Source organism: Tardiphaga sp. 841_E9_N1_2, from assembly GCF_051811065.1.
In the GTDB taxonomy this organism is placed as follows: Bacteria; Pseudomonadota; Alphaproteobacteria; order Rhizobiales; family Xanthobacteraceae; genus Tardiphaga; species Tardiphaga robiniae.
Window position 1 is genome coordinate 515,871 of record NZ_JBPWQC010000001.1, and the last position, 23,507, is coordinate 539,377.

General features: G+C 62.6%; 24 protein-coding genes and 1 pseudogene. 13 read left to right on the forward strand and 12 right to left on the reverse strand.

The features are described 5' to 3' along the window. Position 1: 1 nt before the first annotated feature. Complete coding sequence (locus tag AB8A50_RS02170; protein ID WP_439079905.1) at positions 2-1,006, reverse strand: GlxA family transcriptional regulator; 1,005 nt, start codon at positions 1,004-1,006, stop codon at positions 2-4. Between the two features lie 61 nt (positions 1,007-1,067). Between AB8A50_RS02170 and AB8A50_RS02175 the strand changes: the two genes are divergently transcribed. Next, positions 1,068-1,784, forward strand: coding sequence for a DJ-1/PfpI family protein (locus tag AB8A50_RS02175; RefSeq protein ID WP_439076621.1), 717 nt, complete (start codon positions 1,068-1,070; stop codon positions 1,782-1,784). A gap of 42 nt (positions 1,785-1,826) precedes the next feature. Next, entirely contained in the window at positions 1,827-2,198 is a 372-nt protein-coding gene (locus AB8A50_RS02180) for a nuclear transport factor 2 family protein (RefSeq protein WP_439076623.1), read from the forward strand. Between the two features lie 7 nt (positions 2,199-2,205). Here AB8A50_RS02180 and AB8A50_RS02185 read toward each other — a convergent pair whose 3' ends face one another. Further along, positions 2,206-3,702: a PLP-dependent aminotransferase family protein gene (locus AB8A50_RS02185; RefSeq protein WP_439076625.1), complete on the reverse strand. Its 1,497-nt coding sequence runs from the start codon at positions 3,700-3,702 to the stop codon at positions 2,206-2,208. Between the two features lie 109 nt (positions 3,703-3,811). On the opposite strand from AB8A50_RS02185, the gene AB8A50_RS02190 reads away from it, so the two are divergent. Next, entirely contained in the window at positions 3,812-4,768 is a 957-nt protein-coding gene (locus tag AB8A50_RS02190) for a DMT family transporter (RefSeq protein ID WP_439076627.1), read from the forward strand. Here AB8A50_RS02190 and bla read toward each other — a convergent pair. Then, positions 4,728-5,597, reverse strand: coding sequence for a class A beta-lactamase (bla, locus tag AB8A50_RS02195; protein ID WP_439076628.1), 870 nt, complete (start codon positions 5,595-5,597; stop codon positions 4,728-4,730). The genes AB8A50_RS02190 and bla overlap by 41 nt on opposite strands. Positions 5,598-5,824: 227 nt before the next feature. On the opposite strand from bla, the pseudogene AB8A50_RS02200 reads away from it, so the two are divergent. After that, positions 5,825-6,537: pseudogene (locus AB8A50_RS02200) on the forward strand (DNA helicase). Between the two features lie 154 nt (positions 6,538-6,691). On the opposite strand, the gene AB8A50_RS02205 reads toward AB8A50_RS02200, so the two are convergent. Further along, entirely contained in the window at positions 6,692-8,341 is a 1,650-nt protein-coding gene (locus tag AB8A50_RS02205; protein WP_089267010.1) for a glycosyltransferase family 39 protein, read from the reverse strand. Between the two features lie 352 nt (positions 8,342-8,693). On the opposite strand from AB8A50_RS02205, the gene AB8A50_RS02210 reads away from it, so the two are divergent. The 4 genes from AB8A50_RS02210 to thrS all read left to right on the forward strand — a co-directional run bounded on the left by AB8A50_RS02210 (position 8,694) and on the right by thrS (position 12,826). Continuing rightward, positions 8,694-9,557 carry a hypothetical protein gene (locus AB8A50_RS02210; RefSeq protein WP_093759030.1) on the forward strand — a complete coding sequence of 288 codons (864 nt, stop codon included), beginning with the start codon at positions 8,694-8,696 and terminating at the stop codon, positions 9,555-9,557. Positions 9,558-9,722: 165 nt separating this feature from the next. Further along, positions 9,723-10,136: a MucR family transcriptional regulator gene (locus AB8A50_RS02215; RefSeq protein WP_089267012.1), complete on the forward strand. Its 414-nt coding sequence runs from the start codon at positions 9,723-9,725 to the stop codon at positions 10,134-10,136. A 540-nt stretch (positions 10,137-10,676) separates the two neighbouring features. After that, positions 10,677-11,276, forward strand: coding sequence for a DUF6456 domain-containing protein (locus tag AB8A50_RS02220; RefSeq protein WP_439076629.1), 600 nt, complete (start codon positions 10,677-10,679; stop codon positions 11,274-11,276). Positions 11,277-11,614: 338 nt separating this feature from the next. Then, complete coding sequence (gene thrS / locus AB8A50_RS02225) at positions 11,615-12,826, forward strand: threonine--tRNA ligase (RefSeq protein WP_439076630.1); 1,212 nt, start codon at positions 11,615-11,617, stop codon at positions 12,824-12,826. A 71-nt stretch (positions 12,827-12,897) separates the two neighbouring features. Here the strand turns inward: thrS and AB8A50_RS02230 are convergent, their stop codons facing one another. Continuing rightward, positions 12,898-13,341, reverse strand: coding sequence for a SufE family protein (locus AB8A50_RS02230; protein ID WP_068734257.1), 444 nt, complete (start codon positions 13,339-13,341; stop codon positions 12,898-12,900). 92 nt (positions 13,342-13,433) lie between these two features. Beyond that, on the reverse strand, positions 13,434-13,823 hold the full coding sequence (locus tag AB8A50_RS02235; protein WP_439076631.1) for a DUF5330 domain-containing protein: 390 nt from the start codon (positions 13,821-13,823) through the stop codon (positions 13,434-13,436). 408 nt (positions 13,824-14,231) lie between these two features. On the opposite strand from AB8A50_RS02235, the gene AB8A50_RS02240 reads away from it, so the two are divergent. Beyond that, positions 14,232-16,076, forward strand: coding sequence for a PAS domain-containing sensor histidine kinase (locus tag AB8A50_RS02240; RefSeq protein WP_439076633.1), 1,845 nt, complete (start codon positions 14,232-14,234; stop codon positions 16,074-16,076). Further along, entirely contained in the window at positions 16,069-16,797 is a 729-nt protein-coding gene (locus AB8A50_RS02245; RefSeq protein WP_231077362.1) for a peptidoglycan-binding domain-containing protein, read from the forward strand. The genes AB8A50_RS02240 and AB8A50_RS02245 overlap by 8 nt, the downstream gene beginning before the upstream one ends. Positions 16,798-16,828: 31 nt before the next feature. Here the strand turns inward: AB8A50_RS02245 and AB8A50_RS02250 are convergent, their stop codons facing one another. Beyond that, a complete protein-coding gene (locus AB8A50_RS02250) occupies positions 16,829-17,152 on the reverse strand; it encodes a helix-turn-helix domain-containing protein (protein WP_089267016.1) in 324 nt (107 codons plus the stop codon). Beyond that, the gene (locus tag AB8A50_RS02255; RefSeq protein WP_120290804.1) at positions 17,085-17,519 is read right to left on the reverse strand and encodes a type II toxin-antitoxin system RelE/ParE family toxin; all 435 of its coding nucleotides are present in this window, start codon (positions 17,517-17,519) and stop codon (positions 17,085-17,087) included. The genes AB8A50_RS02250 and AB8A50_RS02255 overlap by 68 nt, the downstream gene beginning before the upstream one ends. Positions 17,520-17,660: 141 nt before the next feature. Here AB8A50_RS02255 and AB8A50_RS02260 point away from each other — a divergent pair, with 141 nt between their 5' ends. Continuing rightward, a complete protein-coding gene (locus AB8A50_RS02260) occupies positions 17,661-18,008 on the forward strand; it encodes a DUF1491 family protein (RefSeq protein WP_068734247.1) in 348 nt (115 codons plus the stop codon). Between the two features lie 63 nt (positions 18,009-18,071). Here the strand turns inward: AB8A50_RS02260 and AB8A50_RS02265 are convergent, their stop codons facing one another. Both AB8A50_RS02265 and AB8A50_RS02270 read right to left on the reverse strand, forming a co-directional pair. Next, positions 18,072-19,046 (reverse strand): DUF2336 domain-containing protein, encoded by a 975-nt coding sequence (locus AB8A50_RS02265; protein WP_439076635.1) that lies wholly within the window; start codon positions 19,044-19,046, stop codon positions 18,072-18,074. 106 nt (positions 19,047-19,152) lie between these two features. Beyond that, positions 19,153-20,130 carry a methyltransferase domain-containing protein gene (locus AB8A50_RS02270; protein ID WP_439076637.1) on the reverse strand — a complete coding sequence of 326 codons (978 nt, stop codon included), beginning with the start codon at positions 20,128-20,130 and terminating at the stop codon, positions 19,153-19,155. A 174-nt stretch (positions 20,131-20,304) separates the two neighbouring features. On the opposite strand from AB8A50_RS02270, the gene AB8A50_RS02275 reads away from it, so the two are divergent. Together AB8A50_RS02275 and AB8A50_RS02280 are read left to right on the forward strand one after the other, a co-directional pair. Then, positions 20,305-20,511, forward strand: coding sequence for a hypothetical protein (locus tag AB8A50_RS02275; RefSeq protein ID WP_068730489.1), 207 nt, complete (start codon positions 20,305-20,307; stop codon positions 20,509-20,511). Positions 20,512-20,527: 16 nt separating this feature from the next. Beyond that, entirely contained in the window at positions 20,528-21,319 is a 792-nt protein-coding gene (locus tag AB8A50_RS02280) for a hypothetical protein (RefSeq protein ID WP_309944766.1), read from the forward strand. Positions 21,320-21,351: 32 nt separating this feature from the next. Here AB8A50_RS02280 and AB8A50_RS02285 read toward each other — a convergent pair whose 3' ends face one another. Both AB8A50_RS02285 and AB8A50_RS02290 read right to left on the reverse strand, forming a co-directional pair. Continuing rightward, positions 21,352-22,338, reverse strand: coding sequence for a sterol desaturase family protein (locus AB8A50_RS02285; RefSeq protein WP_439063518.1), 987 nt, complete (start codon positions 22,336-22,338; stop codon positions 21,352-21,354). A 132-nt stretch (positions 22,339-22,470) separates the two neighbouring features. Next, the gene (locus tag AB8A50_RS02290) at positions 22,471-23,292 is read right to left on the reverse strand and encodes an outer membrane protein (protein ID WP_439076639.1); all 822 of its coding nucleotides are present in this window, start codon (positions 23,290-23,292) and stop codon (positions 22,471-22,473) included. Positions 23,293-23,507: the final 215 nt, after the last annotated feature.

Sequence of the window (23,507 nt, forward strand, 5' to 3'; positions counted from 1 at the left end):
TTCAGGAACTGAAACGCGCGCGATAATCCTGTGGCGTAGCAGAAAGCAATCGCAGGAAGCTGCGTCGCATCGTTTCTTCGGAACCGAAGCCGCAGCGTTGCGAAATGCGTTTCACCGGCAGTTTCGTTTCCGAGAGCAGCCGCCGTGCGGCTTCGACGCGCAACTGCTCGACGGCGCGGGCGGGCGTGATGCCGGTGGCGTCCGCATAGTGCCGGCTGAAGCTGCGCTCGCTCATGCCGGCCTGTTCGGCCAGCATGGGTAGCGAAATGTCGTCGGCGAGATGCTTGCCGATCCACTCATGCAGCGCGCCGAACTTGTCGTCCGCGGTCTGCAGCGACAATGCCGCGCTGAATTGTGACTGGCCGCCGGGGCGCTTGAGAAACACCACGAGGTGACGCGCCACCATCAGCGCGACGCTGCGCCCGAGGTCTTCCTCCACCAATGCCAGCGCGAGATCGATCCCAGCGGTCACGCCAGCTGACGTCCAGAACGCGCCGTCGCGCACGAAGATCGGATCGGACTCCACATGCACGTCGGGGAAGCGCTGCGCCAGCTCGGAACACCAGGACCAGTGGGTCGCGGCACGGCGGCCGTCCAGTAGGCCGGTTGAGGCGAGCAGGAAGGCGCCGGTGCAGACCGAGGCGGTGCGCCGCGCCTTGGCCGCGCGCTTGCGCACCCAGGCGACCATAGCGGGATCGGAAGCGGCGGCATGGACGCCGGGACCGCCGGCAATCAACAGCGTGTCGATCGGTTCGGCCTGGCGCGGCAGATCGCTCACGGCGAGGCCAAGTCCGGCAGAGGCGGTCACACTATGGCCGCCGCGCGCGATCACGCGCAGCCTATAGGGCGTGGGTTGTCCCTTGCGCTGCATGATCTCATTGACCGTGGCGAAGACCTGCAGCGGGCCGGACACGTCGAGCAGTTGCACCGACGGGAAGGCCAGCACGTCGATAACGCGCGGAACCGCCGCAACAGAGTTTGGCGGAGAACGAGGGGTCTTTGGCATATTCGCCAGACTGTGCCGGGCTAGGTTCGGCTTGTCCATTCACAAATGCTTGGAGCATTCCATGATCCCGCCAGACCAACATCTCCAGATCGGCTCGCTGTTGTTTGAGGGGCTTGACCAGATCGATCTCACCGGCCCGTTCGAAGTGCTGTCGCGGATCCCGAATTCGACCTATCGAATCTATGGCAAGACCACCGATCCCGTGCGCGACTACAGGGGGCTCCGTATTACGCCGGATGCCGCCATTGGCGACGCGCCCCAGCTCGACGTGCTGCATGTGCCCGGCGGCTTCGGCCAGGAAGCGCTGATGGACGATACGGTTGTGCTCGATTGGCTCCGTCAGCAGGCCGGACATGCTCGAATCTTTTCGGTCTGCACCGGCGCGCTGATCTGCGGCGCTGCGGGCCTGCTGATGGGGCGCCGCGCGACCACGCATTGGGCATCGTTTCATCTCTTGCGCTATTTCGGCGCAACGCCGGTCAACGAGCGCGTGGTGATCGACGGCGACTGGATCTTCGCCGCCGGCGTGACGTCGGGCATCGATGGCGCGCTGCGTCTGGCTGCGGAATTGCGCGGCGACGAGGTGGCGCAGGGAATTCAGCTGTTCATGGAATATGCGCCACAGCCGCCGTTCAACAGCGGCACGCCCGAAACCGCACCGGCGACGGTGCTGGCGCAGACCCGTCAGTCGGTGGCGAAGATCACCGCGCAACGCGAGGTCACCGCACAACGCATCGCGACGAAGCTTGGCATCATCGTGCCGACAGCGGCGGAGTGAGTTGCGCAAGCCGCTTCTAATATGATCGAAAGGATCATGATCATGAACCTCACGCACATCCATGCATTTACCCAAGCGATGCAGCGCAAAGACCTCGATGCCATGCTCTCGCATATGGCCGACGACATCGTGCTGAAGACGCCGCTTGCCGCCGAGCCGTTCAAGGGCAAGGCAGCGATCCGGCCGGTGGTCACGGCGCTGCTGGGTGTCGTCGATGCATTTGAGTTCCGCGAAGTGCTGCAGGGCCCGGAACATGTGTCGGCGTTCTTCGGCATCACCGTCGGCACGGAACAGCTCGACGGTGTCGACTACTGGCGTCTGAACGACGCCGGTCTGATCCAGGAAATGACGGTACTGTGGCGACCGCTTCCGGCTGCGCTTGCCGTGGAAAAGAAGCTGGCTGCAGCCGCGTAGGACAGCGTCAGCCCTGCGGCCGTTTCGGTGCTTTGCCAGAGCGGCCGCGCGGCGTGGCGGTCTCGCGCAGCACCTGTCCGACGATGGCCGCGGCCTTGTCGATCTCCTGTTCGTTCCAGGCGGAAAAGCCCATGAACAATCCCTGGCCTGTGACGGGACCGGCAAAATACATGGAGAGCGGGCGGGCCGTCACGCCGAGCTCGGCAAGGCGGGCCGAAATGGCGCGGTCGTCGCGCCGGGGATCGAGATAGGCCAGAAGCTGCATGCCTCCGGCAGGTGGCTCGATCGTCAGGTGATCGCCGGCATGAATTTGCAGTGCCTGCAGCAGGTGATCGCGCCTGCTGCGATAGACACGCGTCATCTTGCGGATGTGCGCTGCGAAGTGACCGTCGTCGATGAATTCGGCCAGCGCATCCTGCACCGGCGCCGGCACGATATGGCTGCCGTGGCGCTGCGCCTTTTCGAACAGGTCGGCAAGATCCGGCGGCACGATGGCGTAGCCGCTGCGCACATCCGCGAACATCGGTTTCGAGAACGTGCCCACATAGAACACGCGGCCGCTGTCATCGAGGCCCTGCAGGGCGGCGACGGGGCGGCCGTCATAGTGGAATTCGCTGTCATAGTCGTCCTCGACGATGGCAGCCCCGATGTCATTGGCAAATGCAAGCAATTGCTGCCGCCGGCTCACAGGCATCAGCCGTCCGGTGGGATGCTGATGCGACGGGGTCACGAAGATCAGCCGCGGGCGATCGCGCCGGCCTTTGATGGAGAGGCCGCTGCCATCCAGCGAAATGCCGCGCATGGTCGCGCCGGCCGCATTGAGCGCCGCATATGCGCCGCCATAGCCGGGGCTTTCGACCCAAGCGAGATCGCCGGCATCGAGTAACACGCGCGCGATGAGTTCAAGCGCAGACTGCGCCGATGGCATCAGGATGATCTGTCGTGCCTCGGCCCGCACGCCGCGATAGGCGATGAGATGGCGGAGCAGGGCGTTGCGCAACGAGGCGCGATTGATGGCGGGATCGCCGGTCGATCCGCGTCGCGCCGCGCGGCGCAGGCAGCGCGCCCAGATGTCGTGGGGAAATAGCCGCGCATCTGCCAGCGCCGGGGCCAACAGCAGTGGCCGCCCTTTGTTGATGAACGGCCAATCCGACTTCTGCACGCGCTCGGCCCAGCGCGACAGGCCGAGCGGCTTCGCTTTCTTGGCTGCAATGTTGCGCCCGGTCAGCAACGCCTTGCGCTCGGCGGCAGCCACCGTCGGGCGTCGTCCCTGCGCGACGTCGAGATAGCCTTCCATGGCCAGCTGATCGATGACCACGGAGACGGTGTTGCGCGCGAGGCCGAGCTGCAGCGCGCAGTCGCGGCTCGACGGCAGGCGATGGCCCGGCGGCAGCGCGCCGCTCAAGATCGCCGCGCGGAGCTGATCATAGAGCTGCCGCGTCAACGTCTCGCCGCTCGCGGATCCGCGCGCGATATCGATCAACCCTGCGAGAATGTCGCCCATCAAACTGGCTCAGTTATTTTTACTGGAATGGATCTTTGATTGGGGCCAGTAAAACCTAGTGTCCTCGGTCTGTCGAGTGCGCCATGCACCGAAGCCGTGAGATGAAGCCATGTCCGAACATCCCCTGTCGCGCCGCACGGCGCTGCTGTTGTTTGCTGTCGTCGTGACCATGTGGGGGCTGAACTGGACGCTGACGAAATTTCTGGTGCAGCATATTTCGCCGCTGTGGTCGGTGGCCATCCGCGCCGTGATTGCAACGCTCGCTCTTGCGGCGATTACGCTGGCGCGCCGGCAATTCATCGTGCCGCGGCGCGGCGACATGCCGGTGATCGTCAGTGTCGCGGTGCTGCATATGGGCCTATTCTCGGTGCTCGTTGCCTTCGGTCTGCAATTCGTGCCGGTCGGGCGCTCCATCGTGCTCGGCTACACCACGCCGCTCTGGGTTGCGCCTGCTGCGTGGTTGCTGCTGCGCGAACCCGTTCCGCGAGAACGTCTCGCGGGCATCGCGCTCGGGCTTGCCGGCATCGCCGTCATGTTCAACCCGTCGGCATTCGACTGGAGCAACGGCAATGCGCTGATCGGCAGCGGGCTGCTGTTGCTCGCGGCGCTGTGCTGGGCGGCGAACATCGTCTATGTCCGTGGCCACCGCTGGATCTCCGAGCCGTTTCAACTGGTGTTCTGGCAGGCGCTGCTCGCGAGCGTGCTGCTGACCGTGCTGGCGCTGATGCGCGAAGGCGTTCCCGATATCGCCTGGACGCGCGAACTCGTCGGCGCATTGCTGTTCGGCGGGATCTTCGGCACGGCGCTGGCGCATTGGGCGATGGTGATCATCAACCGCAGCCTGCCGGCGACCATCACGTCGCTCGGCCTGCTGGCAACGCCGGTAATGGGCGTTGCGATTTCCGCGCTGGTGCTGGGCGAGGCGATCGAGCTGTCGCTGATCGCAGCGATGGCCATGATCCTTGGCGGGATTGTCATCGGAACGATGTCGCGTTCAAAGCCGGATACTGCAATGGCCGTGCAGCCTATCCCAGCCTCTGCCCGACCATCTCGCCAATCGCCGTGAACACCGTCTCCAATTGTGGAGCCGTCGGTGTGCCGCCCTGCGTATAGGCGGCGATGACGACGGGCTGGTCTGGCTTCGGCCAGGTCACGGCGATGTCGCCGGCGGCGTCCTTGCCGTTATTGCCGGTCTTGTCGCCGATCTTCCATGTCTTCGGCAGTCCGGCGCGCAGGCGCTTGTCGCCGGTCTTGCAGTTCACCATCCAGTCGGTGAGCTGATCTCGCGACGTGGGCGTCAGCACATTGCCGGTCACGAAGCGTTTGACGTTGCCGGCCATTGCGGCAGGCGTGGTTGTGTCCTGCGGATTGCCGGGTCGCGAGCGGTTCAATAACGGCTCGTTGTGATCGAGGCGCGAGACGCTATCGCCAGTCCTATTCCAGAAAGCGGTGAGGGCGGCCGGACCGCCGACACGCGCCAGCAGCATGTTGGCGCAGGTGTTGTCGCTGAGTTCGACGATGGCCTTGCACATGTCGGCCACCGACAGCGCGCCCTTGGCGAGATTGTCGCGCGCGACCGGCGCGTAGTCGAGCAGGTCCGCCGCGGCGTAGGAAATCATCTGATCGGGTTTGTCCTCGCCGCGGTCGATGCGGGCGAGCAAGCAGGCGGCGAGCGAGGCCTTGAACGTACTGCACATCACGAAGCGCTCATGGGCGCGCCACGTGATCTTTGCGCCCGTCTTCAGGTTCTCGGCATAGACGCCGATCCGGCCGCCGGTGTCGCGTTCATAAGCTTGCAACGCCGCCGGTGCGTCCTTTGCCGCTTCCTTGGCAAAGGCCGGCCAAGCCATGAGCGCCGGCGCAGCCGCCAGCAATGTTCGTCGGTTGATCATCATGGCGTGTCATTCGCGGGCGAAGAGGGAGAATTGATGGCGGGCGATTGAGTATCGGCAATTTCGCGGGGAAGGGGATTGCGCTACACTCTGATTCTGGCGCGGCCCGCGCCACCCCCCTCCAGCGGGAAAGTATCGATCATACCGGGCTCTCTGATCACCGAACCAACTGTTCGAGCATCAAGCATAAGGAGGGGTTGTGACAACGCTCGCACCAGGAGGTTCTCACAATGCGTCTTTCTGCGCCTGTTTATCAATTGAAGCGCAAGGCCAGGCTTCTCTCCCGCGCCGATAACATTCCGCTGCACGAGGCACTCGACCGGATCGCCGTGCGAGAAGGCTTTGCTGCCTGGAGCTGCTGGTGGCGCGGATGTCTTCGGTAACACCCGCCGCTAAACTGTTCGAGCAACTGTCTCCGGGCGATCTCGTGCTGGTCGGCGCGCGCCCGGGCCAAGGCAAGACGCTGATGAGCCTGAAGCTCGCCGTGGAGGCAATGCGATCCGGCCATCGCAGCGTGTTCTTCTCGCTGGAATACGCTGAAAAGGACGTGCTGGACCGTTTCAGTGCGATCGGCGTGGACCGGGCGCGTTTCGATACTCTGTTCGAATTCGACAATTCCGATGAGATCTGCGCCGACTACGTCGCCCGGAAACTGGCGGACGCGCCGCGCGGCACGCTTGTGGTGATCGACTATCTGCAACTGCTCGATCAGAAACGCGAGAACCCGGCCTTGATGGTGCAGGTGCGCGCGCTGCAGTCATTCGCCAGGGAACGCGGGCTGATCTTCGTCTTCATTTCGCAGATCCACCGGTCCTACGACCCCGCCGTGAAGCCGTATCCCGATCTGGAGGATGTGCGGTTGCCGAATCCTGTCGATCTCGGCCTGTTCAGCAAGACGTGTTTTTTGAACAACGGCGACATCAGATTTCAGGCGGCGCGTTAGTCAACGACGCGGGCCGACACAGGCCATGAACAACAAGAGTCGTCATGGCCGGGCTTGTCCCGGCCATCCACGCCTTTCATGGTCGCCAAGACGTGGATGCCCGGCACAAGGCCGGGCATGACGAAAACTTGGAACTTAGCACTAACGCAGAATTTTACGGCGCGGGGATCGCGAGCAGGCTCGAAATGCTGCTGCCGCGGATGTCGTAGACTTTGGCGAAGACGACGTCGTCGCGCTTGATCTCGGCAATCACGGGGGCGGTGAGGCCCTTGCAGTAGAACTCACCAAGCGTCATCGCAAAGTCGGCGGACTGGCTGTCCCAGCCGATGGTGAAGTCGGGACCGAGCGCGACCTGTGCCGGACGCTGCGGGCCGCACACGGCGACCTTCCACTTGCGGCCGACCGGCGGGCTTTCCTGGCGCTCGACGATCTGCTCGCGCAGCGCATCGGAAGCCTGCTTCAGCGCAAGGCCCCAATAGTCCAGCATGTACAGCGCATCTGCCTGGCGAACGGTGCCGGCGATGTAGTTGAAGTGGGTGTACTGATACGGATGCAGCCGGATCATCTCGGCCGTCGGCAGCATCAGGCCGAAGGAGAACACGGCGACGGCAGCCGCTTGCGCGCCGCGATGATTGACGCGCAGCCAGTCCATCAGCGCCGCGAAAGCCGCGCCGCCGAGCACAGCCATCGGCGGGAGCACGAAGATAAAATGCCGGATGCCGTTATACAGCGCTGGGCGCTTCACCATGGCGATCACCAGCGGCAATGTGGCGGCAAAGGTCAGCATCAACAGGATGGTCTTGCGACGCGCCGGCACGGTGTCGCGCGACAGCGACATGATGGTCAACGCGATGCCGCCGAAGGTGAGGCTGAGCAGCACTTCCGGAAGCTGCAGCGCGAACAGCGTCGGCAGATAGGACCACGGCATGTCCGGCACCGAGATCATCGCGCCGTCGAACATCTCTTTCCACGGTTTCTCGAAGAAGTGAGAGAAGTAGCCCAGTGCGCGCAGCGGATTGGCGGGCTCGAGAATCGACCACGGCCAGATCAGGCCCATGATCAGATAGCCGAAAGCGAGGCCCGGCAGCAGCACGTAGAGCACATGCAGCAAGCGGTGCACGCTTTCGCGCACGCCATTGGTGCGGACATCCTCGATCCACAGAGGCATGAAACCGATCACTGCGTAGATCAGCGTGAGGCCGGCGAGAATGCGGCAGCCGATCGCGCAGCCGGCGCCGAGGCCGAGGATCAGGACCGTGCGCGGCGACGGGTTCGGATATTCCTGCGCAAGGCGCACCAGCCCGAGCATCAGGATGACCATCGCCACAGCGAAAGGCGCATCCTTCGGGTTCATGAACATATGGCCGTAGAAGGTCGGACACAGCGCCAGCAGCAACAGCGTGGCGAGGCCGCCCACGGGGCCGGCGACGCGGCGCCCGAGACGCCAGGTGACGCCGAGGCCGATGACGCCGACGATCGCGCCGAGCAGGCGTCGCGTCTCGAACAGCTCCAGCGGGATGATCTTGTGCAGCAGCGCGGCCGCCATATCGAAGCCGCCGCCATACATGTAGAGGTTTGCAAACGACAAAGCGCCGGTGTCGGTGAAGCCCGACCCGTACATCTTCAATAGAAGATCTGCATATTCAGCGTGGGTATAGTCGTCCCATCCGAGACCATAGTCCCGGAACGTGAAGCTTGCGACGATACTGACAACGACAAGCGCCAGGATGGCGAGGTCGTCACACGTCCGTTCCACCGAGCGCCTTACTGGCGTGTCGATGGCCGCAGTCGTAATCGATGACATGGCGATGGATAACCCGGTGTCCCCAATGGCTCGGCTTTAGCGCTCTTTGAGCCTCGTTTCCCCGGCATCGATATAGCGCACTTCTCTTTTGAAGTAATTGAGAATTGTGGCTGAAGTTTCTTAATGCGTTGCAACAAACAGGACAAGGTAAAAGCTTTACCGTTTAGGGATAGATCGGCGTCGGCTGTCCCAAACCTGTTGTCTCCGGTGGAAGAAAACTCTCCCAAAACTTACCACCAGGCCGATGTACAAGGGATGAACGCAAAATGCCGTTTGGCGGTGCACGCAATATGACGCTATCGTGGCACCCATGACGAGACTCGCGAGTGGTCCGTCGAGGAGTTCGAAGACTATGAAATTGCTGCTGATTGCCGGGATCGGGGTCATTCTGGCGGGCCTTGCCGCGATCGGCTTCGGCATTCCGGTCAAGGAATTCGGCTTCGGCAATACCCTGATCCTGACTGGAACGGTCGGCGCCTGCACCGGCCTGATCATGGTGAGCATGGCGCTCGCCGTCGGCGAACTGAAGAAGTTTGGGCCGCAGGGCGAGATCGATGAACCGGTTCCGTCGCCCCGGCTGCCGCGCCGGGAACTGAAACTGCCGCCGGTTCCGGGGGAGGACGCAGAGGAGGCGGATGACGCGCCCGCGCCGGCCCCGCTGTTCAGCCGTGACCAGCCGGCCGCGCGGCCTGCCGTTCCGGAGCCAGGTGTTCCTCCGTGGCAGGACGAAGTGCTGCGCGACCGTGAGCGGCTCGCGTCCGCTGCTGCCGAGGCACCGGTGCCTGAGGAGCCGAAGCGTCGCAATCTGCTGTTCCAATCATCGCGCCGGGAGCGGGAGAGAGCCGAGGCAGCTGCCGCATTCGAGGCGGCCATGCCAACGCCGGAGGCGCCCGCCGAGCAGCCGAAGAGTTTCGAGGATGCCTGGCCGCAGCCGGATCGGTCGCGCTCCGACGCGATCCGCCGCGCCGCCCGTACCTCGTCCTCGCCAAGCGACAAACTGCCGGATGCCGCGCTGATCCCGGATCGCTACGTTCCGCCGACGCCGGCTGAAGAGCCGTCGCAAGCACCGGACGTCACCGTGCTGAAATCGGGGGTCGTCGATGGCATGGCCTATTCGCTGTATTCCGACGGCTCCATCGAGGCGCAGATGCCCGAAGGCATGATGCGCTTCGCCTCGATCGACGAGTTGCGTGAGCATCTCGACAACAGGGGCTGACATCCGCTCAGCCATTTTCCGTTGGCGGTCACTTTCAGCTGATCTCGACTAATCTTGCACGCAGAATGAAACCGGCGCGCTATACGTTGTTATTGCCCTCGTGGCTGTAATGCCCGCATGATTGTCAAGTAAAGTGCGGCTCGAATCCTTGAAAGACGACGGACCATGAACGACATCGCCGGCAAGAGCTTCATCGATCTCACGGCGACGATCGTGTCGGCCTATGTCGGTCACAATCCGACACCGGCGTCCGAACTGCCGGCGCTGATCGGTCAGGTTCACGCCGCCCTGGTGCGGGTGTCGAACGGCCGGCCGGAGGTCGCAGCGGAGCCGGCCAAACCGGCGGTGTCCGTCAAGAAATCGATGACCGCCGAATATCTGGTTTGTCTCGAGGACGGCAAGCGTTTCAAATCGTTGAAGCGCCATCTGCGCACGCAGTACGCGATGACGCCGGAACAGTATCGCGAGAAATGGGGCCTGCCGGCCGACTATCCGATGGTCGCGCCGAACTATGCGGTGGCGCGTTCGCAGCTCGCCAAGAAAATGGGGCTGGGTCAGCAGCGCCGCCGGCGCAAGTGACCTGAACAGGTGACTTGGGCAAGCGATCTGGGCGAGTGATCCCGTAAGTAATCCGCACAAGTAAAGCTAAGCAATAAAGTCAGGTTCCATCCGCAGGAACCAATATAGAACAAATCGGAGACGAAGAAAGTTCTACGTCTGGATGCGGGATACATCTCCGGCCACGCGCAATTGGTGTGTGACAACACAGCCAGGCGATACGTGAACTTGGCGGGTATGACGGGAGACTTTCAAGCGGACGTTGAGGCCATCCCGCGCATCGATGCCCGACCGCGAAATCTTGGACGTGATCTGTCGGACGACGGGGGTGGGCTTTGCTCGCAGGTCGTGGCCGAGGACTGCGATGAACTCTTCGCGCGCGCCGGCCGCGGATCAGTCGCAGTCGCCGCCGGAAACCCGCTTTCTTAATGCCGCGGCTTTGAGCGATCATGCGAAGGCACTGGTTCTTTTGAATAAAAGCCCAGAAAGGAATAAAGTCTAAGATTCTGCTTGCGAGGCCATTCGGGATGTGAGCTTATTATCCTAAATGGAGTCGTTCCGATGAAGACATCCCGCAGCACCACCACCAGGCATCCCGACCGCGTCGATCACCACCGCGCGCAGCATCTGTCGCTGGAAACGCGGCAGATCCTCACCGAGGACGGCGTCGCCAGCGTCCTCGTCAATGACAGTGAAAGCCCGCTCGGCTGGCTGGCCCGGCGCAAGGGCCGCGATGGTCGCTGCATGATCAGCCCGCATCAGTTCATCGCCGGCGAAAAGCTGCGCGCCGATTTCACGCGCGGCAACATGGCGCCGCGCATGACGGCGAACTGGGCCGCGCCGACCGGCGGCCGACCACGCGGGGCCGGCAGCAGTCCCGGCGAGATGACGGATATTATGATGACAGCGCGCCAGCACGTCAGTCAGGCGCTGGAGGCTTGCGGGCCCGAGTTTTCAGGGGTTCTGATGGATGTGTGCTGTTTTCTGCGTGGCCTCGAAGACATCGAGCGCGAACGCAACTGGCCGGCGCGTTCCGCCAAGGTCGTGTTGCAACTCGCGCTGGATCGCCTCGCGCGGCACTACGGCTTCGCCAGTGAGGTCAGGGGGCAGCCATCGAAAGTGCGAACCTGGCTCGCAGACGATGCGGCGTTCGAGAGCTAGGACGCGGCGTCGACCGCGCGCAGCGAGATGCGGATGGATGCGAGCTTGACGACGGCCTTGGTGGTGGCGGCGCTCATAGGCCCGCGCATCATCTAGTCCGCGACGCCAACCGGCTTGCGTTGACGCCTGCGCGTTTTGCCGCCATATACGGCGCATGAACATGCTTCGATCAGCTGCATTGACCACCACGGCGACCGCTCACGGCGGATCGCCTTCTGGTCGCGCGCGCTAGAGACAAGCGTACTTCACCCAGAAAAGGCCCCGCCGGCGACGGACGGGGCCTTTTCTGTTTTTGACGATCCCCGTCCGCGCTTTTTCCCCTCGTAAGGAACACAGCCATGGACGATCTCGACCACAGAAATCTCGGCGTACAACTCAAACTCTGGCACCTGCAGGACGATGCGCCGGGCATGGTGTTCTGGCATCCGCGTGGCTACGCGATCTACCGGGTGCTGGAGGACTATCTTCGGCGCAAGATGCGCAGAGCCGGCTATGTCGAGGTACAAACGCCACAGCTGCTACCAAAGGAGTTCTGGGGCCGCAGCGGCCACTGGGACAAATTCCGCGAGCACATGTTCCGGATCGACGACGGCGAATTGACGATGGCGCTGAAGCCGATGTCATGCCCGTGCCACGTGCAGATCTTCAACAAGGGTCTGCGCTCGTGGCGAGAGCTTCCAATCCGCTATGCCGAGTTTGGCGCTTGCCACCGCAACGAGCCGTCTGGTTCGCTCCACGGCATCATGCGGACGCGCGGCTTCGAGCAGGACGATGCGCATGTGTTCTGCCGCGAGCAGGACGTGGAGGACGAAGTCGCGCGCTTCATCGCTTTGCTGGGCGAGGTGTATCGCGATCTTGGTTTTGCCGACTACGAAGTGGCGCTGTCGACGCGTCCGGCGGTGCGCGCCGGCGACGACGCGACGTGGGACTGGTCGGAGGCGAAGCTCGGCGATGCCGCGCGGCGCTGCGGCCTCGCGCCTCAAATCAATCCTGGCGAAGGCGCGTTCTACGGACCGAAGCTGGAATTCGCGTTGCGCGACCGGCTGGGACGATCCTGGCAGTGCGGCACGGTGCAGCTCGACAGCGTTCTCCCGCAGCGGCTCGACGCGTCCTACATCGCCGCCGACGGCAGCCGCGCAAGGCCCCTGATGATCCACCATGCCATCTTCGGATCGCTTGGCCGCATGATCGCGATCCTGCTCGAGCACCACGGCGGCGTGCTTCCTTTCTGGTTGTCGCCGGATCAGGTCGCCGTTGCGCCGATTTCGAAAGACCAGGCCGGCTACGGCGCTGACGTCGTGGCGGCGTTCGAGGATGCGGGGATTAGGGCCGTTGCCTATGACGGCGCCGATACGCTTTCACGGCGCATCGTGGCGGCGCATGACATGGCGGTGCCGGTGATGGCGATCGTCGGCGGGCGCGAGATGAGGGACGGTCGGGTGAGCCTACGCGAGCGCGACGGCTCACAGGCCGACGTTCCTTTGGCCGAGGCGGTATCCCGGCTGCAGGCGAGGGCGCGGTCGGGCGCGCTTGGGGCTGAAGCCCGGTAAACGGGCCTCAGCTGCCTCCGATCAGTGGATCCCTGGCGGAGCGCTGGTGCAGCACCCGCAGCCGCTCGAGCCTATGGGGTCACGCCCTGGTTCGCGTCTGCCAGCGTCTCGGTGGCGTCCCGGCGGATGCGCTCGACCATGGCGCGCAGGCCATTGGAGCGCTGCGGCGTGAGGTGTTCCTTGAAGCCGAGTTCGTCGAACACCTTGATGGCGTCGGTGGCCAGAATGTCCTCGGCCTTCCGGCCCGAATACAGCGTCAGCAGGATCGCGATCAGCCCGCGAACGATATGTGCGTCGCTGTCGCCGAGATAGCTGAGCACCGGCGTGCCGTGGTCGCGGGCGACCTGGCGCGACAGCCAGACCTGGCTCGCGCAGCCGTTGACCTTGTTGGCGGAGGAATGTTCCTCATCCGGCATCGGCGTGAGGCTGCGCCCGAGTTCGATGACGTACCGGTAGCGGTCGTCCCAGTCCTCGAGGAGCTCGAAATTATCGCGGATATCGTCAATCGTGGTCATCGGGGCCTGCAAGCAATGTCAGGCCCTATATAGGGACGAACAGCGCCGAAAGCGACCGCCGTTTGCGGTAATTATCCGCCGCAATCAGCCGTTTAGGGAGCAGCGGTGGGTGGCTGCCATTCGGCGGCGAGGTCGTCCTGGGTGAGCGTGTCGGGTTTGACCATGGCGATCGTCCTCTGGTTTTCACCTTCGCCACCGATCGAGCCGGTAGTATCCGGCTTCTTCTCGGTGATGATCTGGTAGATTTTCTTCGCGCCGTCCTTGGCACGTTCGCCGATCACGGTGGCCGCATGGCCGCCGACTTCGCAGGTGGCCGGCTGGCGCTTGCAGAATTGAGCCATGTCGGACATCGCCGCACTCGCAGCCGATACCGCATCGGACGCGCCGATCTGCGGCAGCTTGTCCGATTCCGGCGTCTTGTCCCTCGGCAGCAGCACGAGCACGAGCCCGAGCCAGAATGCCATGCGAAGCAGGAAGAACATCGCGAACCCCGTTAGTCTCTTCGAACCGTTGCGATTTGTCGCAATTGGGATCGAAGTTAGCAGCAGTCGATAAATTGCAAGTATTTGCGATGCGGTTAAATCGACGAAAATTCGCTTCATTCGGTTTGGCGTAAATTTTCCATTGATGAGCTGTTCGTGCGTTTTCCGACACGATGTTGGGGATGCACACTTTCGAAACCATATGGACGCGGCGATGGAAACTACTCGTTCACCATCGTTGCCGAATGGAAATGCGAAAACTCCTCTTAAATCAGCACTTGCACGTTAGGCATGGCGAACGCGGCGGTCACTTTAGTGTTCGCTTAATGTCGCTCTGACACGTTGGCACAACGATAAAAGGAGGCGTTTCGGCGCGTCTGAATTGACGATCAAGCCGAAGCGAGACCAGTGACAGTATCGACCATCATCCGCGACTGCCTTGATGCCATGCTGCACCCTTCAGTGCGCTACGATGCGCTGACGAGTGCGCGTCATCGCGCATTCATGGCGCCGCGCCTGCTCGGCAGCCTTGCGGCCTTTGCGGCTTTTCCTGTCTATCTCGCGCTGCGCGGCGCGCCGAACGCGATCGAGGTCGCGGCTTTCGCCTGGCTGATGGCGCCGATCCTCTGCTCATATTTTCTGTCGCGCACCGGTCGCTATGAAAGCGCACAGGTGCTGTCGTCCGTCGCACTCGCCGGCCTCGTGATGATGATGGCGATCTCCACCGGTGGCATCAATTCGTTCGCGGCGATCTGGCTTGTCGTGGTGCCGATCGAGGCGGCGCTCTCGGCTTCGCGCCGTATCGTTGCCTTTGCATCGGCGCTGGCGCTGTCCTGCGTCAGCATTCTCATCGTGCTGACCAGCCTCGATTGGTTGCCTGTATCTGAAGCCGGGGTCGCCGGCCATGGCGTGTTCATGGCTTTCGGCATCGCGTCTGCCACCATCTACGCTGCCGGTCTCGCCTTCGGCGCGGAGTCGCTGGCGCGGACCAGCGTCTCGCTGCTCTATGTTGAGGAAGACCGCTATCGCCTGCTGGCGCGCAATATGAGCGACGTGATCTCGCGTCATCGTCACAATGGCGCCGTGCAGTTCATTTCGCCGGCGGCTGAAGCACTGATCGGCGCGCCCGTGCAGCGATTGCTCGGCCATGGCCTGTTCGATCGCGTCCATGTTGCGGATCGCCCGGCCTATCTCACGGCTCTGTCCGACGCCGCACGCGGCGGCGAAGCCCGCAGCGTCGAATTCCGCCTGCGCCGCGATGTCGTGCGCGGCAATGATCGCATGCGTCCGTCTGGCGCCGAATTCATCTGGGTTGAAATGCGCTGCCGGCCGATGGAGCAGGACGTCGACACGTCGATGCCGGTCAATGCCGATGCAGAAGTTGTGGCCGTGCTGCGCGATGTTACCGACCGCAAGTTGCAGGAAGAGGCATTGGCGCAGGCCCGCATTGAAGCCGAGCGCGCCGATGCGTCGAAGACAAGATTCTTGGCCACCATGAGCCACGAGCTGCGCACGCCGCTGAATGCCATTATCGGCTTCTCGGATATGCTCGTGCAGGAAGAGCTGATGATGCTCGATGCGGCCAAGCGCAAGGAATATGCCCAGCTCATCAACGATTCCGGCCAGCACCTGCTGTCGGTCGTCAACGGTATCCTTGACATGTCGAAGCTGGAATCCGGCAACTTCGAGATTTCGCCGGAGCCGTTCGCCCCGCGTCCCGCGCTGATCAATTGCTGCAATCTGCTGGCGCTGAAGGCGCGCGAGAACGGCATCGATCTTATCACCGATGCGCCGAAGGATCTGTCTGAGGTCAACGGCGATCCTCGTGCATTCCGGCAAATCCTGCTCAATCTCGTATCCAATGCCATCAAGTTCACCGAGCGCGGCGGCAGCGTTACCGTGGCAGCGGGCGTCGAAGGATCACGCTTGATGCTGCGCGTCAGTGATACCGGCGTCGGCATTGCATCGGACGATCTCGCCCGCATCGGCGATCCGTTCTTCCAGGCCGGCAAGACCTATCAGCGGCGCCATGAGGGCACCGGGCTCGGCCTGTCCATTGTGAAGAGCCTCGTTGGCATGCATGGTGGCGAGATGCAGGTGCAGAGCCGGATCGACGAAGGCACCACCATCACCATCGCGCTGCCGCTGGAGTTTACGCCGCAGGCTGAACACGTCAGTAATATCGCGATCTTGAATCCCGCGGTGCGCACCGCGCCGTCCGACCAAGCCCATCAGGTGAAGAAGAGTGCCTAAAGCCAGTTCCAAAGCGACCAAGTCCAAACGCGGCCGCGCCGTCGCCATCGTCGATGAGCCCGCGGAGCGCGGCATCGTCCTGCGCGTGCTGCTGCACAGCCCGAAGGACATGGTCGCCGGGTTGATCGCATTCGCCGCGGTCAGCGCCATCATCGCCAATGCCATTTTCCTGCAGAAGGGCCATCATCCGTCGCCGATGTTCGGTTCGAGCACCGTCGTTGCGTTTCCAGCACCGGCGCAGGTCGCCAATCCGCTGCCCAAGCCGCGCCCGCTGGATGCTGCGTCGCCGGACACCAAGCTCGATTCCCGCATGCTGGATTCCAAGCCGGTCAACAGCGCCAACGAGCCGAAGCCGTCGCTCGCCGCCAAGCCCGTCGAGCAGCGCGCGGCTGATCCGGTCGGCAATCTCCTGAAGGCGCCGGCACCACCAGCCTCACCGGCGACCACGGGCGCCGTGGCACGCCCGCCGGCGGCGATCCCGAATGCAACCCGCACCGATCCGCTCGGCGATCTCATCACCAATACGCGCCGCGTCGCTGCCGTGCAGCGTGCGCTCACCGAATACGGTTACGGCCAGCTGAAGCCGACCGGCAATGTCGGCTCGGACACAGCGGCTGCGATCCAGCGCTTCGAGCGTGAGCGCAAGCTGCCGGTCACCGGGCAGGTGTCCGATCGCATGGTGCGCGAACTCGCCACCGTCACCGGGCGCGCGATCGACTAGCGCTGCCGGGCTGCTGGCCCGGCGATGCGGTTCACGACATTTCGAGTTCGACGCGTGCCTGCTTCTTCGTCTTCGCGTCCGACACCTCGATTTTGACGCGCTCGCCGAGGGCAACGAGAAATCCAAACAGGCGCTCATAAGAGTAGCCGCTGAACTGTCCGCGCAGCAGCTTGGAGACGTCGGGCTGGGCAAGGCCAATCAGCTTGGATGCCTGTGCCTGGGTCAGTCCCTTGCTTTTGATGCGTGCGGCAATGCCGAGAACGATCTCTGCCTTGATGAGATGCTCATCAGCGTTTGGCAGGCCGAGGTCGGCGAATACGTTGCCGCTGCTCTTTGTGCTTGCTGGCTTTTTCATTGCTGCTCTCCATGGCTTCTTCGTAAAGCGCCATTGCGTCTTTTAGACGGGATTTGATCAGGTCAATCTCGGTCTTAGGGGTCTGGATCCCGGATTTCGACTTCTTCTGAAACGCGTGGAGAACGTAGACCATGCCCTTCAGTTTGATGGTGTAGACCGCGCGAAACGTATCGCCATCAAAATCAGAGACGATCTCCACAACGCCTGCGCCGTGGAAGCCCTTCAAAGGCTTCGCATCCGGGTGCTTCTTGCCTTTCTGGGCCGCACGCAGAGCAAAACCAATGCATACCTTCACGGGCACCGGAAACTCAGAAAGATCGTCTTTCGACGACCCCACGAATTCCAAGGGTGTGTCGGTGGGTGACATTCTGATATTGATGCCGGGCGACGTTGCGCGTTATAGTCATAATACTATAAATGGGCGTCGCGTCAATTGCGCATTTCGGGCTTGGTCCTCGGTCTCGAAGTCACCTCGCAATCTCGTTCTCCGGAGTAATCAAGGGCTCAGATGTCACGATTGAAGTCAGCCATTTGGGTCGCAGCCTATCTGCGCCGCTGCCAGACCGAGGGAGTGTTCGGCGCCGTGCGCCGTCGTGGTGCAGAGGAAGCAGGCGCCGTGTTCGTGAAGGTCGCGCTGCTGGATGGCACCGCGATGCTTTACACGCCGGCGCCGCAAAGCGCCTATGACGAGAGCCGCCCTGTGGATCGCGTCTTCGCGCCGTCACCGCCGCAGCCCGTCGAAGAACGCAAGATCGAAGAGCGCTTGCAGAAGGAGATCTCGTTCGATCCCGACGTGTGGATCGTCGAGACCGAGGACAAGGCCGGGCGGCATTTTCTCGAATTGGCGAAGGCGTAGAGTCTTTCTCTATCGGAGCATGATCCGGTCCGAAAACCGGCATCCACTTTTCGGGATCATGCTCTAGCGCCCCGACGAATTTCTGATGCGCGTGATATCCTCGCTTGGCTGAACGCCCGGCCGTGCCTGCGGCGCGCTCGGCCGTGCGCGATGGCGTTCGTCGTCATAGAGCGCGGGCCGGAACTTGGCGCGCGTCGCGGCCATATGCGCGCCGCGCCAGGCGGCCACCATGATCAGTGCTGAGCGCTCGCTCAGCACGTCATACATGCGCGCGATCCGGTAGACATTGGTTACCGACGTGCCGAATTCCGGATTGAGGAACAGCAACACGCGCTGGAAGATGTCGCTCCGCATGCCGAGCGCCTTGGCGCAGCAGGCAAGCGGCTCGCCTCCGGGATCGCTCACGACCTGCTCGGCAATGCTGGCGGGCAGCATCAGGGCTTCGCTCAGCTCGCGCGCAAAGTTATCGCGGTCTTCGGCGAAGGCGGCCATTTCAAGAATGTGCATGGCGCGTGCGGCGCGCGCTTGCGGAATTCGGGCGGAGGATCGCAGCGGCGTTTCGGCGAGGTTATGCAGGATCTGCGCACGCTCGCTGCTCGATGCGGCAAAGAACAGCGTACTGATCTCGGACGCGTCCCTGGGTGCCATGGCCATATTGGCGGCGACACGCATCTGTACTTCGCTCGGCTGCTTCACGGTCGGCGCGGGAGATTCTGCGGCGGAAATGGGCTGCGCGAGCGGCACCGATTGGCCGGGTTCGGTCGGGCGCAGATTGAGCCGGTTGAGGATCGCGCGCGGGGTGTTCGGATAGATCGACAGCCGCGCACGCACCGCGGCGCGGGTGGCGTCGTCGACCTGATCGATCAGGCGCGCGGTGAGTTCGACGAACTGCTTCTCTTCGTCGATCGTATGGTTCGGCGCCTGGACATAAAGATCCGTCAGCACACGCAGCAAGGTCGGTCGCACGTCCACACCTTCGCGACGCGAGAGCGTCAGCAATCCGTCAAAGCCCGGAAACATCGGAGGTGAGGCAGGCATGGCATACGCTTACTAAGGGAACCTTGCCTCAAATTATCGCGGACGCATTAATATGTGTTTAACCATGGGCCGTTGGCCGAGGCAGATCTGATTCCGACGAGTCGGTTCAAGCCTGAGCGTTGTAGTAGCGCGGCATCTCGCGCGGCTTGATGGCCCGTTCGGCCCGGCGGCCCATGAAATACACGCCTGACGCCGCATCGGCGCGGGCACGCGAGCGGCCGAGGCGATCGAAGTAGCGCAGCCAGAAGAATGGCAGGGTGAAGAGGCGCGAGAATTTGTCGCCGGCGCCCAGCGTGCGTGAAAAATACCGGATCGACCAGAGCAGGCCGATACCGGCGCCGCTGACGGCTCCGGCATCGATCTCGGTAAATTTCTTGAACAGCCAGCGGTGTCCGCTCTGGGTGAAGCGCGAGAAGTCATAGGCGCGTTCGTGCACCTGCTGCATGAAGGGTGTCTCGGCATAGACAATGCCGTTCTGGCGCAGCACCCGATGGATTTCGGCCGCGACGGTGGCCGGCTCCAGAACGTGTTCGAGCACAGCCTGAATCCAGACGCCGTCAAAGGTCGCGTCCTCGAATGGCAGTCTGTGCGCATCGGCGACCAGCGCGGTGTTGTCGGTGGAGAACACGTCGGTTCCGACAACTTCGACATCCGGATCATCATAGAGGCAGTCCGCACCGGAGCCGACGGTGCCGCCGCCGACAACGAGCACGACGGGTCTCGCAGTCTCCTGCTTGAGAAGGTCGAGGAATTTCTCGCAGTTCTTGGCCGCGACAGGATTTTCACCAAACGTGAAGCGATGCAGGCGCGTACCGATCGATTGGCCGGCGACATCCCGCGGCATCACCGAGCCATTGTCGCGATGATACAGGCGGCGGTCGAACACACTGGACTCGAAGTCAATGAGTACCGGCTGCCCATCGACAACCGGGAATCCGGCGTCGCTGTAGTCGCAGTTATAGTTCACGCAAGACGGCTTGGTTTGAATATCGGAGATCGATGAGCCGCAGCGCGGGCAGCGCATGCGGAATTTCCAGTCCGTAGAATGGGAGCATTCCATCAGGGTTCCAACAATGTCGCTCATGAAAAAATGCGCCCCTATGTCATTCCACTTTTGGTCAATGCTGCGACGCCCAATCATGTTCCTCAAGGCGGCCAGCATATGGCGGCATGGCGGCGTTAACATGCTGTTAACCATGAATGTCCTTAATGACCGTGCGTCGGCAAAACGGGCGAAGCGGCGCGGAGAGACTGGATAATGAGCACCATCATCAAGTTCCCGGCGGATGCGGCAGCGCGACGGCTGGGCGTGAATGTGGCGCCATCTCCCCGCGAAACTTCCGCAGAAATCCTGATCCTGCCGGTGATCCGAATCGAGCGTCAGATCGACGACAGCAATGGTGGCAGCGGCCCGGAAGAGGGCACTGCGCCGGGACGCCGCCGCAAGCGCCGCGCCCGTTCCTGACCCCGGATCGATCCTGATGTCGGCTATATCCCATCCGAACCGGATACGGCTTCGGCGCAAGACGTCATTTCTTGCGCCGTGTTTCATAGTTGCGACGTTGATCGGCAGCACGCTCGGTGGCTGCGCCGGCGGCGATTTCGGCCGTACCCGCAACAATGCAGTGACCGACGACATGCATCGCTGGATCGGCGTCGAGGCAACCGGCAGCGTCGGCCTGAAGTCGTCGGAATTCCAGCTCACCGATCTCGAACGCCAGATGCGCGATCTCGCTTATCCGCTGATCGAGCCGCCGCATTCGCGCCCTCTCTGGAAGAGTGTGTTCGGCGACTACAAGCCGATCGCATCCCCATGGCGGCAGAACGTCACCTACGATCGCACGGCCTATGGTCGGCTGCTGATCGACGAGCCGCATCGCTCGCATACGTCGCGCTACAGCGTGCTGATGGACGACGCGCGCGACGACATCCTGCGTTTCGAGGGATTTTATGCGACGGCTGCAAAGGTCGTCGAACTCGATCGCAAACGTAATGCCAGCCTGAAGCTGGTGTCGGCACTGGAGCCGAAGGAGCGCGCCGACGCCATCGCACGCATGGATGAGAACGCGCTGATCGTGCAGTGGGTCGAGCAATGCCTGCAGCGCCGGGTGTCGTCCTATAAGTGGGCGCTGGAACGCATGGTGATCCACGCCCCCGATGGGATGGCGTCCAGCGCCGATATGCTGATCGGCGAATTGGCGGCGCAGACCACGGCCATGGCCGGCAGCCTCACGCCGGTGCGCCCCGGCAAGGTGCTCCAGGTCGGCGGATAGCTGGACGTGTAGGGCTGGAAGTGTAGGGCGGATTACGCTTCGCTGATCCGCGCTACGGCGTCGGACTTTTCCACTGGCTTCACCTGATCGTCCGGCACGGTCTGACGGCCAAGAATCTGCCGCGCGCCCTTGCGCGAAAACGGCTGCACGATCTGTCCCAGAAAATCCGATGCAACCTTGCCGCTGATGCCGAGCCGGTCCGGTGACGCCTTGGCGGGATTGAGATAGGTGCCGAACACATGGTCCCACACCATGATGTTCTCGCAATAGTTGCTGTTGCCTTCCGTCAGCGTCTTCGAATGATGCCAGCGATGCAGTTTTGGCGTCGCAAAGATCGGATCGAACAGCGCCGTGCGCGTCTCCACATTGCAATGGGTGAGCAGGCCGGTGATCGCCGTCACCGCGCCGACCCACAGGAAAACTGGCAGCGGCGCATCGAGCAGGTAGAGCGGCGCCTGGCTGAGCACCATCTTGATCAGCGAGTCGATCACATGGAAGCGTCCGGTATTCACCACCCAGAGCCGGACCACGCTGTGATGAAGCGCGTGAAAGCGCCAGAAGAACAGGTTTTCATGCGCGACCCGGTGTGACCAGTAGAGGCCGAATTCGGCAATCACCAGCGCGAGCACGACCTGCGCGATCAGCGGCCACTGTGTCGGCCACAGATGCGAGGCATGATCGTTCGCGCGCGTCAGGGTCGCCATCGCCATCGCCATCGGAGCGATCGCGGTGGCAGCGACAGCCAGTTGCGCCGTGCCCTTGGTCAGCAGCGTATGCCCGATGTCGTTCAGTGTTTCGCCATCATGCCGCAGCCATTCGGCGCGATGCGGCATCAGCCGTTCGAGGGCGATGATGGCGAGAAACAGCGCGGCATAGACGATATTGAACCAGAACAGCGGCGCATTGCTGGCGAAGGCCATGCCGGCACCGAGCAGCGCCCCGAAATACAGCAGCGGCCACCAGATTAGGGACAGGAAATAGCTGACGGCCGTATCGGACGGCTCTTGGTCGTGTTGCATGGAGGCCCCGCATTCGCGCCGATTCGTGGGTCGGCGATGGATGCGGAGCTTCGCTGCGGGAGATTGCAGGCAGATTACGCCAGAGGGCTCCTGGACGTTTTCTATGCGGAAAAACGTCACGCCGAGGTCGTCTTACAGCTGATAATTCACGCCGATGCGGACGATATTGCCTGTGATGTCCGAATTAACGCCCATGATCGGCTTTCCTGGCCAGGCCGCGAAGGTGGCCTTGCTTAACGTCGTATCGCTGATCGTTCCGAGATCGAAATGCAGATATTCGACCTTCGCTGTCCAGTTCGATACGATCTTCGATTCCACGCCGCCGCCGATCGCCCAGCCGATCCGTGTCTCCGATGCAGACCCTGCGGAGCAGAGAGCGTTCCGGGCACATGGAAATGTCGGCTCCGGCACAAGAGTGGACGAGACTTTCACGTGGCCGTAGGCCAGACCGCCGGTAGCGAAGAATAATGTCTCCGGTGTCACCAGATAGCCCAATCGTGCACGCGCGGTACCAAACCAGCTCAGCTCGGTGTTATGGCTGGTCAGGGTTTCCGGATTGGCACCAATCTCCGGGGCGTAATAAGTGACGCCCGCGCCCATTTTCGAATAGGACAAGTCTGTTTCCAGACCTGTTACCCAACGGTCGATCTGCCAGTTGTAGCCGATTTCAGCGCCACCGATGAATCCATCAAAGCGGGAATTGAGCGACCGGGGCATCGTGCCCTGCGACAGGAAAAATGGCGTGATGATCGTGTCGATGGCCGTAATGGTGGACGCACTTTCGGTCCAGCCATAGCCCAAGGTGGCGCCGATATAGGCGCCTGTCCATGTCACGATTTGTGGGGACACTGCCGCCTTGTAGTGCGGTTGAGCGAGATTGTCCGCGGCCAGCACGGGCGTTGACGCAAGCAGAACGCAGCCGATTACGCAGGCCAACTTAGCGGATTTCGACATCGAGCTCTCCAGTACTTCGAGACGTGACTTCCAGACGTGCGGGCCCGCCGGACAAGCAGGCCGCTCATTCGCGCCCCCGAAAAGTCGAGGGTCGCCATCGCCACTGCTACGCGTGGCGGAATTCCGTGTCGTCACCCCGAAGTATGATGTGGTAAAATATGCTGCGTGTGCGCGTCCGGAAATTGACTTCGATCTCGCCCTGCCACACCAGAGCG

Bases quoted from the DNA above. Each gene is read 5' to 3' on its own strand.
- AB8A50_RS02170 (WP_439079905.1), bottom strand. From the start codon at position 1,006: ATGCCAAAGACCCCTCGTTCTCCGCCAAACTCTGTTGCGGCGGTTCCG.
- AB8A50_RS02215 (WP_089267012.1), top strand. From the start codon at position 9,723: ATGAACGACATCGCCGGCAAGAGCTTCATCGATCTCACGGCGACGATC.
- AB8A50_RS02280 (WP_309944766.1), top strand. From the start codon at position 20,528: ATGTCGGCTATATCCCATCCGAACCGGATACGGCTTCGGCGCAAGACG.
- AB8A50_RS02265 (WP_439076635.1), bottom strand. From the start codon at position 19,046: ATGCCTGCCTCACCTCCGATGTTTCCGGGCTTTGACGGATTGCTGACG.
- AB8A50_RS02290 (WP_439076639.1), bottom strand. From the start codon at position 23,292: ATGTCGAAATCCGCTAAGTTGGCCTGCGTAATCGGCTGCGTTCTGCTT.
- AB8A50_RS02185 (WP_439076625.1), bottom strand. From the start codon at position 3,702: ATGGGCGACATTCTCGCAGGGTTGATCGATATCGCGCGCGGATCCGCG.
- AB8A50_RS02175 (WP_439076621.1), top strand. From the start codon at position 1,068: ATGATCCCGCCAGACCAACATCTCCAGATCGGCTCGCTGTTGTTTGAG.
- bla (WP_439076628.1), bottom strand. From the start codon at position 5,597: ATGATGATCAACCGACGAACATTGCTGGCGGCTGCGCCGGCGCTCATG.
- AB8A50_RS02230 (WP_068734257.1), bottom strand. From the start codon at position 13,341: ATGACCACGATTGACGATATCCGCGATAATTTCGAGCTCCTCGAGGAC.
- AB8A50_RS02235 (WP_439076631.1), bottom strand. From the start codon at position 13,823: ATGTTCTTCCTGCTTCGCATGGCATTCTGGCTCGGGCTCGTGCTCGTG.
- AB8A50_RS02255 (WP_120290804.1), bottom strand. From the start codon at position 17,519: ATGTCACCCACCGACACACCCTTGGAATTCGTGGGGTCGTCGAAAGAC.
- AB8A50_RS02250 (WP_089267016.1), bottom strand. From the start codon at position 17,152: ATGAAAAAGCCAGCAAGCACAAAGAGCAGCGGCAACGTATTCGCCGAC.
- AB8A50_RS02270 (WP_439076637.1), bottom strand. From the start codon at position 20,130: ATGAGCGACATTGTTGGAACCCTGATGGAATGCTCCCATTCTACGGAC.
- AB8A50_RS02180 (WP_439076623.1), top strand. From the start codon at position 1,827: ATGAACCTCACGCACATCCATGCATTTACCCAAGCGATGCAGCGCAAA.
- AB8A50_RS02260 (WP_068734247.1), top strand. From the start codon at position 17,661: ATGTCACGATTGAAGTCAGCCATTTGGGTCGCAGCCTATCTGCGCCGC.
- AB8A50_RS02220 (WP_439076629.1), top strand. From the start codon at position 10,677: ATGAAGACATCCCGCAGCACCACCACCAGGCATCCCGACCGCGTCGAT.
- AB8A50_RS02190 (WP_439076627.1), top strand. From the start codon at position 3,812: ATGTCCGAACATCCCCTGTCGCGCCGCACGGCGCTGCTGTTGTTTGCT.
- AB8A50_RS02285 (WP_439063518.1), bottom strand. From the start codon at position 22,338: ATGCAACACGACCAAGAGCCGTCCGATACGGCCGTCAGCTATTTCCTG.
- AB8A50_RS02210 (WP_093759030.1), top strand. From the start codon at position 8,694: ATGAAATTGCTGCTGATTGCCGGGATCGGGGTCATTCTGGCGGGCCTT.
- AB8A50_RS02205 (WP_089267010.1), bottom strand. From the start codon at position 8,341: ATGTCATCGATTACGACTGCGGCCATCGACACGCCAGTAAGGCGCTCG.
- thrS (WP_439076630.1), top strand. From the start codon at position 11,615: ATGGACGATCTCGACCACAGAAATCTCGGCGTACAACTCAAACTCTGG.
- AB8A50_RS02275 (WP_068730489.1), top strand. From the start codon at position 20,305: ATGAGCACCATCATCAAGTTCCCGGCGGATGCGGCAGCGCGACGGCTG.